A 15,721-nucleotide genomic window follows, 5' to 3' on the forward strand; every position below is an offset into this window, starting at 1 on the left:
GTGGTCTCATCCGCGACATTGCACACTCGCGTGGCGCGTCTGCCGAAGGCGGTGGCGATGACGGACCCGGTTCGACGGGGTCCGTCATCGCCACAACGCGGTTTAGCCGACCGTCCAGGTGTAGGAGTCGGTCAGGTACTTCGATCGCAACTTCTTGTCGCGCACCCACTTGGTGGTGTCGATGACGGTGACGCTGATCTTGTGTTTGCCGGACGCCAGGTTCAGCGCGCCGGTGTCCAGCTTGGACTTTCCGGTGGCGGCCTTGACCGTCTTGCCGTCGATCTTCCACACCACGGAATGTCCACCCTGCACCTTCGGGATCTTCACCCCCAGGGTCTTGCCGGTGGCCACCGCCTTCTTGGTCGACACGGTCGGCGTGGCGACCGCCGCCTTGTCGTGGAAGGCCGCGACCATGGCCTCGCGGCTGGGGAGGTTGAACTCGCGCCCCAGTTCCCGCATGATCGAGTTCTCGCTGGGCCGGTAGATGCCGTGCTTCCAGTAGCGGGCCCCGTCGTAGACGTCGATCTTGCCGCCGTCGGGGGTGTCCTGGCCCATCCACTGGGCCCACTTGACCTTCTCGTTCTCCTGGGTCTTACGGTCCTTGATGGACACGTCGGGCTCGGGGACCTCGTCGCCGGTGTAGTTGTCGCCCTCGCCGTAGTCGTATTCGTCCGCGAGGCCGCCGATCGAGTGGCCCAGCTCGTGCACCACGATCTGGCCGGCGGACTCGTTGCCGCCCGCCGCCGTGGCGGCACCGCCGCCGGCGCCGCCGTAGGTGGAGGTGTTGGCCAGCGCCAGCACCTGGTCGACGTCGGGGGCCTGCGCGGCGTACTGGTTGGCCTTGGTCTCGTTGACGCACAACAGCCGGTCGATGTCGCCGCAGTAGAAGTACATGTCCAGCGCGGTGTCGCGCATGGTGCCCTTCGGATCGTTGTCGACGCCGGACTCGTTGGACTCGACGTCGACCATCCAGACGTTGAACTGGTTCTTGTAGCTCTTGTACGGCTCGACGGCGAACAGTTCGTCCACCTTGGAGCGAACGTGCTGCTCGTAGGTGTCCATCTGGTCCTTGGTGTATCCGTCGCCCACGACGACCAGGTCCAGCTTGTCCTTTGTGGGTCCGTTGTCCATGATCGGGGTCACCTTGGAGGCGTGCACATCGGACGCCTGAGCCCGGTTGTCGTGGACCTGATACGTGACGTCCTTGCGGGTGATCGAGCCGTCTTCGCTGAAGACCTCGCGGTTGGCGGTCTGGGTCTTGACGGTCGGGTCGGCGTTGGCCGACCCGACCGCGTAAACCGTCACGGACGCGGCGGCCAATATCAACGCAGCGCCGATCGCCGTGCGGGCGCGGAAACGCATGGGGTGTTTGCCTTTCGCTGAGGGGTGGGGCGAACCTGACAAATACTGCCGTGCATATCGAGTAAATACAAGTCCACAGAAATATTGGCGCCCACCGAATCTCGGTGAGCGCCAATATATGTATAAATCGATGCTTATAAGTCCAGTGATCCGCCGGTCATCGCCGCCGACAGCCGCATGTGGCCGACCGCCTCGCCGTCGCGGCCCTGGCGTTGCAGGGTGCGTCCCAGCATCAGGTGGGCGTACGCCTCCACGGGGTTGCGGCGCAGCACCTCCCGCAGCTGGTCTTCGGCGCGGCCCAGCTGGGCGGAGTGGTAGTAGGCGCGCGCCAGGTACATCCGGGCGGCCTCGTGCTCGGGAGCGGCGTCGACGACCTCGGCGAACCATCCGGCCGCCGTGATGAAATCCCTGGCGTCGAAGAAGAGCTTGCCGGTGTCGTAGCGCATGGCGAGGTCCATGGTCGCCTCCTTCCGTACGGCGCGTCCAACGCGGCGTTGTCGGAGATTATTTCCGAGCCGCCAGGCCCGCGAGGGCCGTTTCCAGGTGGTCGACGCGGATCCGCCGGGTCTCGGGGATGCTGAAGGCGCCTCCCCGGTGCGGGCTGAGCACCACGTTCGGCAGTTCGTGGAAGGCGAAGCGGGAGGCGGCCACGTCAACGGCGGCGTCGATGCTGCCCGCCTCCTCCCACCACACGTCGAGCCCGGCGGCGAAGCCGGGGCGCAGCAGCCGGCGATACAGCGCCTCCTCGTCCACCAGGGCGGCCCGCGACACGTTGACCAGCACCGACGGCTCGGGCAGCCGGGCCAGCTCCTCCGCGCCGATGAGTCCGGCGGTGTCGGGGCCGGCGGGCAGGGCCAGCACGGTGACCCGGGAGTCGTCCAGCAGCGCGGGAAGGTCCCGCGCCGGGTGGACGACGATGTCGCCGTCCGAGCGCGGTCGGTCGGCCGAGGCCCGGGTCGCGCGCACCCGCATGCCCAGCGCCGCCAGCCCGCGCGCCACCCTCCGCCCGATCGCGCCGTAGCCGGCCACGGTCGCGGGATGCCCGTCCAGCAGCATGCTGGGTTCGGGCGGGGTGAAGCGCGCCGTCCAGTCGCCGCGGCGCATGCCGCGGTCGGCGGGGACGACGCCGCGCGCGGCGGCCAGCGTCAGGGCCAGCGCGAGCTCGGCGGTGGGACCGGCGTTGTGGTGCAGGGTGTGCACCTCGAGCGCGGGGAACTCGGACAGCAGCCGCGAGGTGCGCTCCGGGATGCCCGCGAACGGCACCACCACCGCCCGCAGCTTCGGGCTGGCGGCGAGCAGTTCGCGGCCGGGGCGGCCCGCGATCAGCACCTCGTAGGCGGACGCGGGCGGCGGTTCCGGGCTCACGGTGAACGTCCACTCGGGATGGCGCCGCTCCAGCGCGGGGACCTCGACGTCCAGGACGTGGCGGTCCGGGGAGCCCTGCACGTGAATCCACATGCGGGGCGCCTCAGGCGTCATCGGCACCGGTGGCCGCCAGCACGGGTTCGGGGGTCCTGTTGCGGCGCAACGTGAAGCGGCTGCGCGACACCGCGACCCCGGCCAGGCACAGGGCGCCGCCGACGAAGGCCCACGGCCCGGGCACCTCCGACAGCGCGATCCAGGACACCAGCACGACGACGGCCGGGACGATGTAGGTGGTGGCGCCGAGCCGCCCGGCGGGCATCCGTGCCAGGGCGTAGAACCAGGTGGTGAAGGCCAGCGCCGTGGGGAACACGCCGAGGAACACCACGTTCAGGGTCGACGACATCGGGGCGGAGACCACATCGGACACCAGCTGACCGCTGAACGGCAGGCACGCCACCGCGCCGACGATGGCGCCGAATGTGGTGGCCTGCAAGGGGGACGCCGACTTCAACACCGGCTTCTGGCTCACCACGCCGGCGGCGTAACACACCGCCGCGGCCAGGCACAGCACCACGCCGAGCACCGAGGCGCCGGAACCGCTCGAGGTGGACCATCCCACCACCGCGGCGCCCACGAAGGACACCGCGAGCCCGGCGAAGAGCCGGGGGGCGAAGCCCTCCTTGAGGAGCCAGCCGCCGAGCACGGCCATGAGGATCGGTCCGACGTTGACCACCAGCGCGGCGGTCCCGGCGTCCACCAGCTGTTCGCCCCAGGGCAGCACCACCATGTACGCCCCGAACCACAGGACCCCGGAGAAGATGATGCCGGGCCAGGCCGAACGCGGCGGCAGGCCCTCGCGGCGGATCAGGAGGATGGCCAACAGAACCAGGGCGGCGACGAGCATGCGCCCCAGGCCCATGGCCCCGGGGTGGTAGTCGTGGGCGGCGACGCGGATGGACACGAACGCCACGGCCCACAGCGCCAGGGTGATCGCGACCGCGATCAGGGCGCGGCGGTCGGGGCGGGGACTTTCGGAAGCGGACACCCCGTCAGTCAACTCCGCCGGCCGACTTTCGTCTAGCAGGAAAGCGACCGCGTCGCCAAGGTCACAGATCGGCCGCGAATCCCCGTCGGAGCTTGGGGGACTATGCGGCGCGATCGTAAAACAGTACAGTCATACCAGGATCTCGCGAGTACGACATTACCCCATCACGATTGCGAGGTAACGGATGATGGGAACCACCACTGTGGGCGTCATTCGAGAACTCCACGCCGGCGAGCGCCGGGTATCCCTGACACCGGAAGCCGTGGCGCGCCTGCGCTCCGGCGACTGCGACGTCCTGGTCGAGCCCGGGGCCGGAGCGGCGGCGGGCTTCTTCGACGAGGAGTACGAGGCGGCCGGCGCCACGCTGGTGTCCGCCGACGCGCTGTACGAACGCGCCGACGTCCTCACCTGCGTCGACCTTCCCGAGCGACGCGACGGCCTGCGCGACGGTCAGCTGCTGATCGGTCTGCTGAACCCGCTCACCCGCCCCGGCGAGATGCGCGAACTGGCCGCCCTCGGTGTGACCGCCGTCAGCCTGGACATGTTGCCGCGCAAGCTGAGCCGGGCCCAGACCATGGACGCGCTGAGCTCGCAGGCGAGCATCGCCGGTTACAAGGCGGCGGTGTTGGCCGCCGACACCTACGGGCGCTACTTCCCGATGCTCACCACCGCCGCGGGCACGACGTCTCCAGCCACCGTCCTGGTGCTGGGCACCGGTGTGGCGGGCCTGTCGGCGATCGGCACCGCGCGCCGCCTGGGCGCCATGGTGACCGCCTACGACGTGCGGCCCGAGGCCAAGGGGGAGGCCGAATCCCTCGGAGCGAAGTTCCTCGAGCTCGCCTCGGTGGCCTCCGCCGGCGGCGAGGGCGGCTACGCGCGCGAGCTCACCGAGGACGAACGCGACGCCCAGCAACTCGAACTGGCCAGCCACATCGGACGGTTCAATGTGGTGATCACGACCGCCAGGGTGCCCGGCCGCACGCCGCCGCTGTTGGTGACCCGCAAGGCCCTGGAGGGCATGGCCGCCGGGTCGGTCGTGGTGGACATGGGCGCCTCGCGGCTGGGCGGCAACGTCGCGCAGTCCCAACCCGGCGAGACCCTCGAGGTGGCCGGGGGAGTCACCGTCATCGGCGCGGGGAACCTGGCCTCCGACATGGCACCGGCGGCGTCGACGGCATACGCCCGCAACCTGTCGGCGCTGCTGCGACATCTGGCGCCCGACGGCCCGCCGCGCATCGACCCCGACGACGAGATCGCCGCCGGTGTGGTCATCACCCACGGCGGAGCCGTCGTCCACCCGGCGCTGGCGGAGGTGCCCGATGAGTCCTGATCTGCTCACCGCCGTCACGGTCTTCGTGCTGGCCGTCCTGGTCGGCTTCGAGGTGATCAGCAAGGTGCCGGCCACCCTGCACACGCCGCTGATGTCCGGCGCCAACTCCATCCACGGCATCGTCGTGATCGGCGCGATGCTCATCGCCTCCACCGCCGACGACGTGTTCGGCTACCTGCTGGCGTTCGTGGCGGTGGCCTTCGGCTTCGCCAACGTGGTCGGCGGCTACGCCGTCACCGACCGGATGCTGCACATGTTCCGGGCCCGCCCCGAACCGGCGGAGGAGGAGAAGCCGTGAGCGCCACCGAAACCGTCATCCGCTACGTCTTCCTGGGCGCCGCGGCCTGCTTCGTGATCGGCCTGCACCTGATGAACTCCCCGCGCACCGCCCGGCGCGGCAACCTGGTGTCGGCCGTGGCGATGGGCGTCGCCATCGTGGCCACCGCCGTCCTGCTCATCGTGGACGACAAGATCTCGGTGACCGGCTGGATCGTGCTGTTGGCCGGGGCCGCGGTGGGTTCGGCCGCCGGCCTCTACATGGCCCGCGGCGTCGAGATGACCGCGATGCCGCAGCTGGTCAGCCTGTTCAACGCCGTCGGGGGCGGCGCGGCCGCGCTGTTGGCGGTCGATCACCTCGCTTCGGTGGTCAGCCCGCGCCTGGCCGTCACCCTGCCCGGCGGGCTCGACATCCTGATCGGCGCCGTCACGTTCACCGGCTCGCTGGTGGCCGCGGGAAAGCTCCAGGGCCTCATCCCCGGCAAGCCGCTGATCTTCCCCGGCGCCCGGGTGCTCAACGTCGTCCTCGGTGTGTCCTTTGTGGCGTCCATCGTGTGGCTGATCGCCGTGCCCGGCAATCCCGGCGCGGTCGCCGTGCTGTCGCTGGCCGCCGCGGTCTTCGGCGTCACCATGGTGCTGCCGATCGGCGGCGCCGACATGCCCGTGGTGATCTCCCTGCTCAACGCCTTCACCGGCACCGCCGTGGCCATGGCCGGCTTCGTGCTGGGCGAGCCGGTGCTGATCATCGCCGGCGCCCTCGTGGGCGCGTCCGGCGGCATCCTCACCAAGCTGATGGCCGACGCCATGAACCGGTCGATCCCCAACATCATCATCGGCGGGTTCGGCACCGGCGACGAGGCGGTCGCCGCCGACACCGAGTCCGCGCCGGTCCGCGGCGTCACCGCCGACGACGTCGCGATCCAACTCGCCTACGCCCGCAAGGTGACCGTGGTGCCCGGCTACGGCCTGGCCGCCGCGCAGGCCCAGCACGAGCTCGCCGGACTGGCCGAGCTGCTGGAGAGCCACGGCGTGGACGTCAGCTACGCCATCCACCCGGTGGCCGGACGCATGCCCGGCCACATGAACGTCCTGCTGGCCGAGGCCCAGGTTCCGTACCCCCAACTGCGGGAGATGGAGGAGGTCAACCCCGACTTCCCGCAAATCGACGTGGTCCTGGTGATCGGCGCCAACGACGTCACCAACCCCGCCGCGCGCCGCCCCGGCAACCCGGTGTCGGGCATGCCGATCCTGGACGTCGACAAGGCCCGCAGCATCGTGGTCATCAAGCGCTCGATGGGCCACGGCTACGCGGGCATCGACAACGAGCTGTACACCAACCCCAAGACCGGCATGTTCTTCACCGACGCCAAGAAGGGGCTGCTGGCGCTGTCGGCGGCGGTGCGCGAGTTCGCGCGCTGAGTCAGCGCCGCGGGATCTCGCACTCCTCCTTGAACCCCTGCGGGGCCAGACCGAGCGCGAGATTGTTGCGGCCGTACTGGTTCTCCAGCGCGATGATCGCGGTGAGCTCGACCAGCTGGGCTTCGTCGAGGTGCTCCCGCAGCGCCGCCACCAGCCCGTCGGTGACCGTCGGCGGCGTCACGGTCATGGCCTCGGCGTACTCCAGCACCAGCCGCTCCAGCGGCGTGAACGCCCCCGAGTCCCGCCATCCCGGCACCGCCCGCACCTTGTCGGGGTCCATGCCGTCATTGACGCTGATCCAGTAACCGAAGTCGGCGCACCACTCGCAGCCGATGGTCAGGGCGGCGCGCATCTCGGCGAGGTTCTTCAGGTGCTTGTCGAGCGCCCTCCACTTGTCGACCCGCATGCTGTTCTTGACGAACGCCATCAGGACGCGCGGATTGTGCCCGGCGGCCAGCGCCGGCTCCAGCTGTCGACCGAACTTGCGCTTGGAAAACCAGCCGACGAAGCGGTTGGTGAGGGTGCGCGGCGGGTCAAGGGAAACGCGTGCCATGGGTATCACTTCCTGATTCACGGTGGATACCTCTTAAGACACCGTAGCCGCCGCGAATGTGACACGGCGTGGGCTCAGGCGTCGCGCAGCAGGCAGGTGAGCCGCCCGGTGCACACCGGCCGGTCGGCGTCGTCGGCGATGGCGATCTGGTAGGTGGCGGTGCTGCGGCCCAGGTGCAGCGGGGTGGCCACGCCGGTGACGAGGCCGTCGCGGGCGCCCCGGTGGTGGGTGACGTTGAGGTCGACTCCCACGGCCAGCCGGGTCGGGCCGCCGTGCAGCATGGCGCCGATCGAGCCCAGGGTCTCGGCCAGCACCGCCGAGGCGCCGCCGTGCAGCAGCCCGTACGGCTGGGTGTTGCCCTCCACCGGCATCGTTCCCACCACCCGTCGCGGCTCGGCGTGGACGATCTCCACGCCGATGCGATCGCCGAGCGCCCCGGCGGAGAACAGCGCGGCGAGGTCGACGCCGAGCGCGTTGAACTCGGCGATCACCTCGGGCGGAAAGATCTGGCGGTCGGAGGTGCTGGTCATCGTTTCTCCCCATGGGTCGGCGGCGGGCGGATCCTTCCTATCAGGAGGGCGCGAAACCCGCCCTGGCGGGGACAAAATCGGCCGTGAGCTGCGAAAACGAACTACTCAATGAGGGTATACATCAAAGGTATACACATCATGTATAGTTCTCAGCATGTCTATCGGCCGCACATTCCTGGGTCTGCTCGAATCTCACCCGCGCCATGGGTACGACCTGAAGCGCGCCTACGACGAACGCTTCGGCGGCGACCGCCCGTTGCACTACGGGCAGGTGTACTCCACCTTGTCGCGGCTGTTGAAGAACGGGCTCATAGAGGTCACCGGCGTCGAACACGGCGAGGGGCCCGACCGCAAGCGCTACGCGGTCACCGCCGCCGGCATCACCGATGTCGACGCGTGGTTGGCGACGCCGGAGAAACCCGAGCCCTATCTGCAAAACACCCTGTACACCAAGGTCGTACTGGCTCTGCTGAGTGGACGTCCCGCCACCGACGTCCTCGACACCCAACGCTCCGAGCACCTGCGCCTGATGCGCGAGTTGACCCGGCGCAAGAACGACGGCGACATCGCCGACCAGCTGATCTGCGACCACGCGCTCTTTCATTTGGAGGCCGACTTGCGCTGGCTTGAACTCACAAGTGCTCGACTGGACCAACTCCGCCAGGAGGTGATCGCGTGAACGCGTTGCTGCGAGCCGTCGACGTCCACAAGAGCTTCGGGCCGACCAGGGCCCTGGACGGGGCGTCACTGAGCATCTCGGCCGGGGAGGTCGTGGCGGTCATGGGCCCGTCCGGGTCCGGAAAGTCCACATTGCTGCATTGCATGGCGGGCATCATCCCCGCCGACGCCGGACGCATCGAATACGGCGGGGGCGACATCGTCACCATGCCCGACAGCATGCGCAGCGCGCTGCGCCGCACCGAATTCGGATTCGTCTTCCAGTTCGGACAGCTCGTTCCCGAACTGACCTGCCTGGAGAACATCGCGCTGCCGCTGCGGATGATCGGCACCCGCCGCAAGGCGGCCGAAGCCCGCGCCACCGAATGGTTGGGGCGCTTCGACATCGGCGACATCGCCAAGAAGCGGCCCGGCGAGGTCTCCGGCGGCCAGGGGCAGCGGGTCGCCGTGGCCCGGGCGCTGGTCACCGGCCCCAAGGTGGTCTTCGCCGACGAACCCACCGGGGCACTGGACTCCCTCAACGGCGAACAGGTGATGCGCCACTTCACCCGCGCCGCCAAGGAATCCGGCACCGCCGTGGTGCTGGTGACCCACGAGGCCCGGGTCGCCGCCTACTCCGACCGCGAGGTCGTGGTGCGCGACGGCAAGACGACCGTCCCGGAGCTGGCCACATGAACGACCCCCGCCAGGCGCCCTCGCGGCCCGGTTGGTTCGCCGACCTCGCCCTGGGCATGAAGTTCGCCGTCTCCGGCGGCAGGTCCGGCTGGATCCGGGCCGCGTTGACCGCACTGGGCGTCGGGATCGCGGTGGCCATGCTGCTGGCCGCCGCCTCGGTGCCGACCATCGTGTCCTCCATGGACCACCGGCACTCGGCCAAGACCCCGGCGGAGACCAAGAAGGCCGGCGACGACACGCTGCTGATCGCCGACGCGTGGGACCAGTACCGCGACTACGACATCACCGGCAAGGACGTGCGCCCCGAGGGCTCGCATCCCCCGGTGCCCGTGGGCATCCCGCGGGTACCGAAGGCGGGGGAGATGTACGTTTCCCCGGCGCTGAAGGCCATCTTGTCCTCAAAGGGCGGAAAGCTGCTGGCCGAGCGGTTCGACGCCAAGGTCGTCGGCACCATCGGCGACGAGGGGCTGGACGGTCCCGCGGACCTGTACTACATCCGCGGCTCCGACACCCTGACCATGGACTCCTCCGACGACTACTCGGGGATGCCGATCGTCCGGGCCGACGGCTTCGGCGTTCCCCCATCGGATCGAACGTTCGACCCGGTCCTGGTGCTGCTGATCGTCGTCGCCGTGGTGGTGTTGCTGCTCCCGGTGGTGATGTTCGTCAGCATCGCGGCACGCTTCGGAGGGGAGCGCCGCGACCGACGGCTGGCGGCGCTGCGGCTGCTCGGCGGCGACGGCACCACGCTGCGGCGGGTCGCCGCGGGCGAGTCGATGCTGGGGGCGATCGGGGGCATCGCGCTGGGAATCGTGTTCCTCCTGATCGGACGCGAGTTCTCCCGCGGCCTGGAGGTGCAGGGACTGAGCGCCTTCCCGTCCGACATCGTCCCCAATCCGGTGCTGGGCGTGCTGGTCGTGGTCTCGGTGCCCCTGGTGGCCATCATGGCGACCCTGATGGCGATGCGGCGCGTGGTCGTCGAGCCGCTCGGCGTGGTGCGCCAGGCCCGCGGCACGAAGCGCCGCGTGTGGTGGCGGATCCTGGTTCTGTTGGCCGGGGTCGGCCTGATCGCCCTGAGCCTGACGCAGGATTTCGAGGGCGGACCGGGCGCGGTGCTCACCGTCGGGGTGGCCATCCTGTTGTGCCTGTTGGGCGGCGCGGTCATGCTGCCGTGGGTGATGGACACGGTCGTCAAGCGCATGCGCGGCGGCGCCCCGGGCTGGCAACTGGCGACCCGGCGCCTACAGATCAGCGGCAGCACCGCCGCCCGCGTGGTCAACGGCGTCTCGGTGGCCGCCGCCGGCGGAATCGCGCTGCAGATGATGTTCACCGGGGCGCAGGCCCAGTTCACCGAGGCGCAAAAGGACCCGGCGAACGGCATGGCACAGTGGGCGGACGTGGTCGTCACCGCCCCACCCGGCGACGACGGCACCGCGACCCTCACCGACATGAAGCACGACCTGTCGGGAATCGACGGCGCCACCCGGGTGGCCTCCTACGGAAGTCTCGCGGCCAACGCGGGCGGCGACAACTACCAGGAGATCATGGTGGCCCCGTGCGCCGATCTCAGGAAGCTCACGACGGTGCGCGACTGCGTCGACGGCGACGTGTTCGCCTCGAACAGCACCGAGGGCAAGCCGCTGCGCCCCGGGGAGGTCGTGAAACTGACGTCCGACTATGACGACCCACCCCAGGGCCTGGCCGGATGGAAGGTCCCGACACCCCGCGCCACGGTGTCGCCGACCAAGAAGTTCGTCAACATGACGGACCCCGTTCTGCTCGTCACCCCGAAGGCCATGGACGCCAGGCACCGGGCCCTGGCCGAACCGGCGATCGGCTTCACCATCAGCGACGGCCACCCCGACGCGATCGAGCACATGCGTAACGCCGCGGCCAAGGCGCAACCGCATTGGGCCGTGTCGGACGACGTGCTGGGAAACCGGACCGAGGAGGACAAGATGTTCTCCATAGTCCGCAAGGCGCTTCTGGCCGGGGTCATCGCCACCATGGTCCTGATCGGACTCGGCTTCCTGATCAGCACCCTGGAACAGCTTCAGGAACGCCGCCGCCTGCTGTCGGCGCTGTCGGCGTTCGGCACCCGAAAACGCACCATGACGGCGTCGGTGATGTGGCAGACCGCGATCCCGGTGGCCATCGGGTTGGCACTGTCCACGACCATCGGCATCGGTCTGGGGGCCGCCCTGATGAAGATGACCGACCTGAAGGTGAGCATGGACTGGGCCAACATCGGAACCATCCTGGGCCTCGGCGCGGCGATGGTGCTCGGTGTGACGATCCTGAGCATGCCCCTGCTGTGGAGGCTGATGCGGCCCGACGGCATCCGAACCGAATAACCCCTTCGCCAGCGGCCGGGCCACGTTACTGGGAACGCGGCCCGGCCGCTTCACGCTCGCTCAACCCAGGTGCCGCGCCACCACCCGCAAGGTCAGCCAGTGCGTCGCGGCGATCGCCGCCAGCAGGGTCGCCACGGTGTCGGCGTCGGTGTCCCGCGGCACCCACAACAGCGCCCGGTTCTTGCCCCGGATGACCAGGCTCCCCAACACCGCGCCCGTCTGGTTCACGAGATTCCTTCGGGCCGTTGAGGTATCGGACATCAGCATCCATCCGAGCAACTCGTTTCGTCCATTCCAGACGCCGAAGTGGACCTGTGGCGACATGCCCTGGCGGTGGACGCTGACGCGCCCCGCCGGCGCCCGATTCTCCCGATGGACCACGACGTCGTCGGCGTTGCCGGCCCGCGCCGCATACCAGGGCAGGCCCTCGGGTGTGTTGAGGTCGACGTCGCTGTCGGAGCGCCGCGTCAGCGCCATGTACGGCCGACCGTCCATAAAGGTCACTGTGTCCTTGGCGAAGCGGAAGAGCCGACCGTCCGCGGGCGCCTCGGCCGCCAGCCGGGCGGCGTCGGCGCGCGCCAGGCGGGTCATCGCGGTGATCCTGACAGCGGCGAGCACCACGCCGGCGTCCACCGCGCCCGGCAGCATCAACCACAGCAACCAGGACGGGTCGTCGGCCGACCAGGCGCCGATCGGTCCGATGTGGGCGTTGACCGTCTGGCCGTACTGGTCCTCGTTGGTACCCCCGACGCTGCCGTTGTCCCGCGTCCCGTCGGGATTGGTCCACGAGCCCGTGCAGCTGTTGGGCCCGGTGTCCACCACCGGATCGGGACACGTGGTGTCCAGTTTCACCGCCACCGTCGGCGAGGCGAGCGTCCACAGCAACAGGGCGCCCCAACCGTTGGCGCCGATCAGCACGACCGCCAGGATGATCTGAATGACGTGCCGCTTACCGATGCGCATGCGCCGAAACGATAGCCCCGCACGCGTCGGCGGGCCATCGTCCGGACGGTCTACAGTGTCTCGCCGCTCGACGAGCCGCCCGCCACCGCCATCGGCGACGGCGCCGCGATGTTCGGCTTGACGCCGACGGCGAGGTTGATCGACGCGGCGGGCAGGCTGTACGGCAGCGGCATGTCGGGCGCCAACGCCGGGGACGCGGTGCGCACGTAACTGCGGCGCAGCACCTCGGCGCACGCCGCGGTGGCCAGGAACGTCGCCAGCATCTCCCCGGGACAGGCGGCGGGTCCCGCGCTGAACGGCAGCATGGTCCAGTCGTTGTCGAGGCTGCCGTCGAGCCACTGCTCGGGAATGAAACGCGCGCCGCGGCGGCCCAGATGCCTCGACCGGGCCTGGTGCAGCGCGGAGATCACCAGCGTCGTGTTGGACTTGACCATCACGCCGTCCCACTCCACCGCCCGCGTGGTGGAGCGCACCAGGTTCGGCACCAGGGGCCACAGTCGGGCCGCCTCCAGCACGCACGCCTCCAGGTAGGGCTGGGCGGCCACCGAGGCCGCCGAGCCGGGGTCGTGGTGGGCGTCGGCGGCGATGAGTTCCTCGTTGGCGCGGGAGAAGTGCTCCGGGTGCGAGGCCAGCAGCGCCAGGGCGCGCGCCGCCACCACCGCGACCATGTCGAGCGACAGGCACCAGTGCGCCACCTGGCCGTACGGGTCGATGTCCGCCGAGCCCGAGGTGTCGGCCAACCGGCCGATCAGGCTGTCGGCGGGGGCGCTGGCGGCGTAGCGCTCCAGGCGGCGTTCCCACTCGGCCTTCCACCGCGCGGCGCGCTGCCGGCCGCCGGGCTTCAAGCCGAACGTGTTGGCCTCGCGCAGCAGCCGCCGCAGCAGCTGCGTGGTGTCCACGTCGTCGCGGGCGGCGTCGCCGAACACCACCCGGCGCGACACACACCCGAACGCCCGCTGGATCTCCGGCCAGTGCAGGATCCCGTCGCGCCCGGGACCCGACACCAGGGACGCGATCTCCTGCGACACGACGCGCGCGTCGTGCTCGGCGGTGCGCGGCTGATCGGACCGGGAATCCAGGATCGACTCGTTGAAGGCGCGGCGGCGTGCCCGTACCTCGCCGCGAGAGATGACCACGGCGTGGGGCTCGAAGATGCCGAAAGCGCGTCGCTTCGCCCTGGTGTCCAGTGTGTATAGACGATCGGAGCCGCCGAGCACCCGCTCCACATGCCGCGGCGACAGCAACAACAGCGCGGGCCCGCGCGGCGAATCCATCCACACCGGCGACCCCCGGTAGCGTTGCCGCAGGCGATCCAGCAGCGCGACCATCCGCCGATCCACCTGGAGCCGGTCGAAGACCCTGACGGTGCCGGGCCGCGTCGTGGCGACGCCGCGCGCGAGGGAGGGGATCGTGTTGAGCACCGCCACCTCGAGCCGCTCGATCAGCGTCAAGCGCGGAAACCTCTGATTCATTGCCTCTCCTCACAACACCTTGCCGGGGTTGAGAATCCCGGTCGGATCCAACAGGTTCTTGATCTCGCGGTGAAGCTCCATGGCCACGGGGTCGAGCTCGCGACCCAGCCAGTCGCGCTTCAACAGGCCCACCCCGTGCTCGCCGGTGATGGTGCCGTTCATGGACAGCGCCGCGGCCATCACCTCGTCGTGGGCGTGCCGGGCTCGTTCGTGGGCGTCGAGATCGTCCTGGTCGAACACGACGGTGGGGTGCAGGCGCCCGTCGGCGGCGTGGCCGACGGTGGCGATCAGGATCGCGTGGGCCTCGGCGATCGCGGCGACGGCCTCGACGAGATCGGCCAGACGGGTGCGGGGCACCGCGACGTCGGCGATGAAGACGGTGGGGTGGGCACAGTCGCGGGCCGCGGCGGCCCGCAGCGCCGACGGCACCATCGCGCGTGCCTTGCGCAGCCGACGCGCCGCCTCGACGGTCCGGCCCGGCGTGACGTGCCGCGCCCCGGCGGAGTCGCACAGCCGTGCCATGGCGTCGATGTCCTGGGCCCGATCGGGTGTGTCGCTTTCGATGAGCAGCGTGGTGGCGTCGCGCAGCCCGAGGTCCGGGTGGCCGAGGTCGGCCACGGCGGCGGTGGTGACCGCGTCCAACAGCTCCAGCGCCGAGGGCGTGTGCCCGGCGCCGATGACGGCGGCCACGGCGTCGGCGGCCGCGGCGTCGGAATCGAACTGGGCCAGCAGGGCGAGGGACGGATCGGCCTTGGGGCGCAAGGAGAGCGTGGCCTCCACGGTGACGCCCAGGGTGCCCTCCGAGCCGACGAACAGCCGCGCCAGGTCGTACCCGGCGGCCCGCGAGGCGGTGCGGCGTCCCAGCCGGGTGAGGCGCCCGTCCGACAACACCAGCGACAGACCCAGGACGTGGTCGGCGGTGGTGCCGTACGTGGCGCAGCATCCGCCGGCCGCGCCGGTGGCGATGTCGCCACCGATGGTGGAGGTTTCCGGCGACAGCGGGTCGGACGGAGACGACAGCCCGTGGCGGGCCACGGCCTCGCGCAGGGAGCGGTTGGTGACGCCGGGCTGGCAACGCGCCAACCGGTTCACCGGGTCGACATCGAGGATTCGGTCCATTTTGGTCATCGACAGCAGGACGCAACCGTCCACCGCGTTGGCGGCGCCGGTCAGCCCGGTGCGGGTGCCCTGCGGCACCACCGCCACGCCGAGCCGAAAGGCGGTGCGCATCACGTGCTGCACGTCGGCGATGCCGCGGGGAAAGACCAGGGCGGTGGGCCGCCCGGCGGGGGAGAAGGGGGCGGCGTCGCAGGCGTAGGCGTCGAGGACCGCCGGATCGGTGACCACGTCCGCGGCGTCCATGCCGGACGCCAGCTCGTCGGCGAGCCAATGGCGAACGACGGTGCTCATGCCATCCCCCCTCGGCGGCGCCCGGCGGTGACGTGAAGATTCACTTCCGACGGGCGTCTTGTAACCTGTGCGTACCCGTCGGCCATGCCATTCACCACCGCCTCCCGTGGTGTCATATCGCACTCATTGTGACCGGAGGCTCGCCGAGATATGGCCGTTTCGCGTGATCGCGCGTGACCCACGGAATAGACGCACGAAGATCGGCCTGTTGTGGCCGGTAACACGATCCGAAGGCATTGTGGAACGCCGTCGATCTACGTGACAGTAACGTTGGATATTCGAATCTAGA

The 15,721-nt window shown here is 70.0% G+C and carries 15 protein-coding genes; 6 read left to right on the forward strand and 9 right to left on the reverse strand.

Annotation, left to right across the window (positions count from 1 at the left end; translation table 11 throughout):
• Positions 1–102 precede the first annotated feature (102 nt).
• The 4 genes from VE172_RS21705 to VE172_RS21720 all read right to left on the reverse strand — a co-directional run bounded on the left by VE172_RS21705 (position 103) and on the right by VE172_RS21720 (position 3,772).
• Positions 103–1,362, reverse strand: a complete 1,260-nt coding sequence (locus VE172_RS21705; protein ID WP_324804091.1) for a M64 family metallopeptidase — start codon at positions 1,360–1,362, stop codon at positions 103–105.
• Positions 1,363–1,496: 134 nt separating this feature from the next.
• Positions 1,497–1,820: a tetratricopeptide repeat protein gene (locus VE172_RS21710; RefSeq protein WP_324804092.1), complete on the reverse strand. Its 324-nt coding sequence runs from the start codon at positions 1,818–1,820 to the stop codon at positions 1,497–1,499.
• A 46-nt stretch (positions 1,821–1,866) separates the two neighbouring features.
• Complete coding sequence (locus tag VE172_RS21715; RefSeq protein WP_324804093.1) at positions 1,867–2,820, reverse strand: NAD(P)-dependent oxidoreductase; 954 nt, start codon at positions 2,818–2,820, stop codon at positions 1,867–1,869.
• 10 nt (positions 2,821–2,830) lie between these two features.
• Positions 2,831–3,772: a DMT family transporter gene (locus VE172_RS21720; RefSeq protein ID WP_324804094.1), complete on the reverse strand. Its 942-nt coding sequence runs from the start codon at positions 3,770–3,772 to the stop codon at positions 2,831–2,833.
• Between the two features lie 187 nt (positions 3,773–3,959).
• On the opposite strand from VE172_RS21720, the gene VE172_RS21725 reads away from it, so the two are divergent.
• The 3 genes from VE172_RS21725 to VE172_RS21735 are packed head-to-tail and all read left to right on the forward strand — an operon-like array spanning position 3,960 to position 6,797.
• On the forward strand, positions 3,960–5,102 hold the full coding sequence (locus VE172_RS21725) for an NAD(P) transhydrogenase subunit alpha (protein ID WP_324804095.1): 1,143 nt from the start codon (positions 3,960–3,962) through the stop codon (positions 5,100–5,102).
• Positions 5,092–5,400: an NAD(P) transhydrogenase subunit alpha part 2 gene (locus VE172_RS21730; protein WP_324804096.1), complete on the forward strand. Its 309-nt coding sequence runs from the start codon at positions 5,092–5,094 to the stop codon at positions 5,398–5,400. The genes VE172_RS21725 and VE172_RS21730 overlap by 11 nt, the downstream gene beginning before the upstream one ends.
• Positions 5,397–6,797, forward strand: a complete 1,401-nt coding sequence (locus VE172_RS21735) for an NAD(P)(+) transhydrogenase (Re/Si-specific) subunit beta (RefSeq protein ID WP_324804097.1) — start codon at positions 5,397–5,399, stop codon at positions 6,795–6,797. The genes VE172_RS21730 and VE172_RS21735 overlap by 4 nt, the downstream gene beginning before the upstream one ends.
• 1 nt (position 6,798) lies before the next feature.
• On the opposite strand, the gene VE172_RS21740 is transcribed toward VE172_RS21735, so the two are convergent.
• Together VE172_RS21740 and VE172_RS21745 are read right to left on the reverse strand one after the other, a co-directional pair.
• Positions 6,799–7,350, reverse strand: a complete 552-nt coding sequence (locus VE172_RS21740) for a carboxymuconolactone decarboxylase family protein (protein ID WP_324804098.1) — start codon at positions 7,348–7,350, stop codon at positions 6,799–6,801.
• A gap of 74 nt (positions 7,351–7,424) precedes the next feature.
• Complete coding sequence (locus tag VE172_RS21745; protein ID WP_324804100.1) at positions 7,425–7,880, reverse strand: PaaI family thioesterase; 456 nt, start codon at positions 7,878–7,880, stop codon at positions 7,425–7,427.
• A 154-nt stretch (positions 7,881–8,034) separates the two neighbouring features.
• On the opposite strand from VE172_RS21745, the gene VE172_RS21750 reads away from it, so the two are divergent.
• Genes VE172_RS21750 through VE172_RS21760 form a run of 3 tightly spaced genes read left to right on the forward strand, consistent with a single transcriptional unit; the run spans position 8,035 to position 11,587 of the window.
• Complete coding sequence (locus tag VE172_RS21750) at positions 8,035–8,559, forward strand: PadR family transcriptional regulator (protein ID WP_324804101.1); 525 nt, start codon at positions 8,035–8,037, stop codon at positions 8,557–8,559.
• The gene (locus tag VE172_RS21755) at positions 8,556–9,233 is read left to right on the forward strand and encodes an ABC transporter ATP-binding protein (RefSeq protein WP_324804102.1); all 678 of its coding nucleotides are present in this window, start codon (positions 8,556–8,558) and stop codon (positions 9,231–9,233) included. The genes VE172_RS21750 and VE172_RS21755 overlap by 4 nt, the downstream gene beginning before the upstream one ends.
• On the forward strand, positions 9,230–11,587 hold the full coding sequence (locus tag VE172_RS21760; protein WP_324804103.1) for an ABC transporter permease: 2,358 nt from the start codon (positions 9,230–9,232) through the stop codon (positions 11,585–11,587). Before VE172_RS21755 ends, VE172_RS21760 begins: the two co-directional genes overlap by 4 nt.
• Positions 11,588–11,647: 60 nt before the next feature.
• On the opposite strand, the gene VE172_RS21765 is transcribed toward VE172_RS21760, so the two are convergent.
• The 3 genes from VE172_RS21765 to VE172_RS21775 are packed head-to-tail and all read right to left on the reverse strand — an operon-like array spanning position 11,648 to position 15,432.
• The gene (locus VE172_RS21765) at positions 11,648–12,550 is read right to left on the reverse strand and encodes a hypothetical protein (protein WP_324804104.1); all 903 of its coding nucleotides are present in this window, start codon (positions 12,548–12,550) and stop codon (positions 11,648–11,650) included.
• Between the two features lie 50 nt (positions 12,551–12,600).
• On the reverse strand, positions 12,601–14,022 hold the full coding sequence (locus tag VE172_RS21770; protein ID WP_324804105.1) for a cytochrome P450: 1,422 nt from the start codon (positions 14,020–14,022) through the stop codon (positions 12,601–12,603).
• Positions 14,023–14,031: 9 nt separating this feature from the next.
• A complete protein-coding gene (locus VE172_RS21775) occupies positions 14,032–15,432 on the reverse strand; it encodes an FAD-binding oxidoreductase (protein ID WP_324804106.1) in 1,401 nt (466 codons plus the stop codon).
• Positions 15,433–15,721 lie beyond the last annotated feature (289 nt).

It is taken from the genome of Stackebrandtia sp., from assembly GCF_035643755.1.
GTDB lineage: Bacteria > Actinomycetota > Actinomycetes > Mycobacteriales > Micromonosporaceae > Stackebrandtia.

Excerpts from the sequence above, each read along its gene's own strand:
- VE172_RS21705 (WP_324804091.1), bottom strand. The coding sequence starts at position 1,362 with ATGCGTTTCCGCGCCCGCACGGCGATCGGCGCTGCGTTGATATTGGCC.
- VE172_RS21710 (WP_324804092.1), bottom strand. The coding sequence starts at position 1,820 with ATGGACCTCGCCATGCGCTACGACACCGGCAAGCTCTTCTTCGACGCC.
- VE172_RS21715 (WP_324804093.1), bottom strand. The coding sequence starts at position 2,820 with ATGTGGATTCACGTGCAGGGCTCCCCGGACCGCCACGTCCTGGACGTC.
- VE172_RS21725 (WP_324804095.1), top strand. The coding sequence starts at position 3,960 with ATGGGAACCACCACTGTGGGCGTCATTCGAGAACTCCACGCCGGCGAG.
- VE172_RS21730 (WP_324804096.1), top strand. The coding sequence starts at position 5,092 with ATGAGTCCTGATCTGCTCACCGCCGTCACGGTCTTCGTGCTGGCCGTC.
- VE172_RS21740 (WP_324804098.1), bottom strand. The coding sequence starts at position 7,350 with ATGGCACGCGTTTCCCTTGACCCGCCGCGCACCCTCACCAACCGCTTC.
- VE172_RS21745 (WP_324804100.1), bottom strand. The coding sequence starts at position 7,880 with ATGACCAGCACCTCCGACCGCCAGATCTTTCCGCCCGAGGTGATCGCC.
- VE172_RS21750 (WP_324804101.1), top strand. The coding sequence starts at position 8,035 with ATGTCTATCGGCCGCACATTCCTGGGTCTGCTCGAATCTCACCCGCGC.
- VE172_RS21760 (WP_324804103.1), top strand. The coding sequence starts at position 9,230 with ATGAACGACCCCCGCCAGGCGCCCTCGCGGCCCGGTTGGTTCGCCGAC.
- VE172_RS21765 (WP_324804104.1), bottom strand. The coding sequence starts at position 12,550 with ATGCGCATCGGTAAGCGGCACGTCATTCAGATCATCCTGGCGGTCGTG.
- VE172_RS21770 (WP_324804105.1), bottom strand. The coding sequence starts at position 14,022 with ATGAATCAGAGGTTTCCGCGCTTGACGCTGATCGAGCGGCTCGAGGTG.
- VE172_RS21775 (WP_324804106.1), bottom strand. The coding sequence starts at position 15,432 with ATGAGCACCGTCGTTCGCCATTGGCTCGCCGACGAGCTGGCGTCCGGC.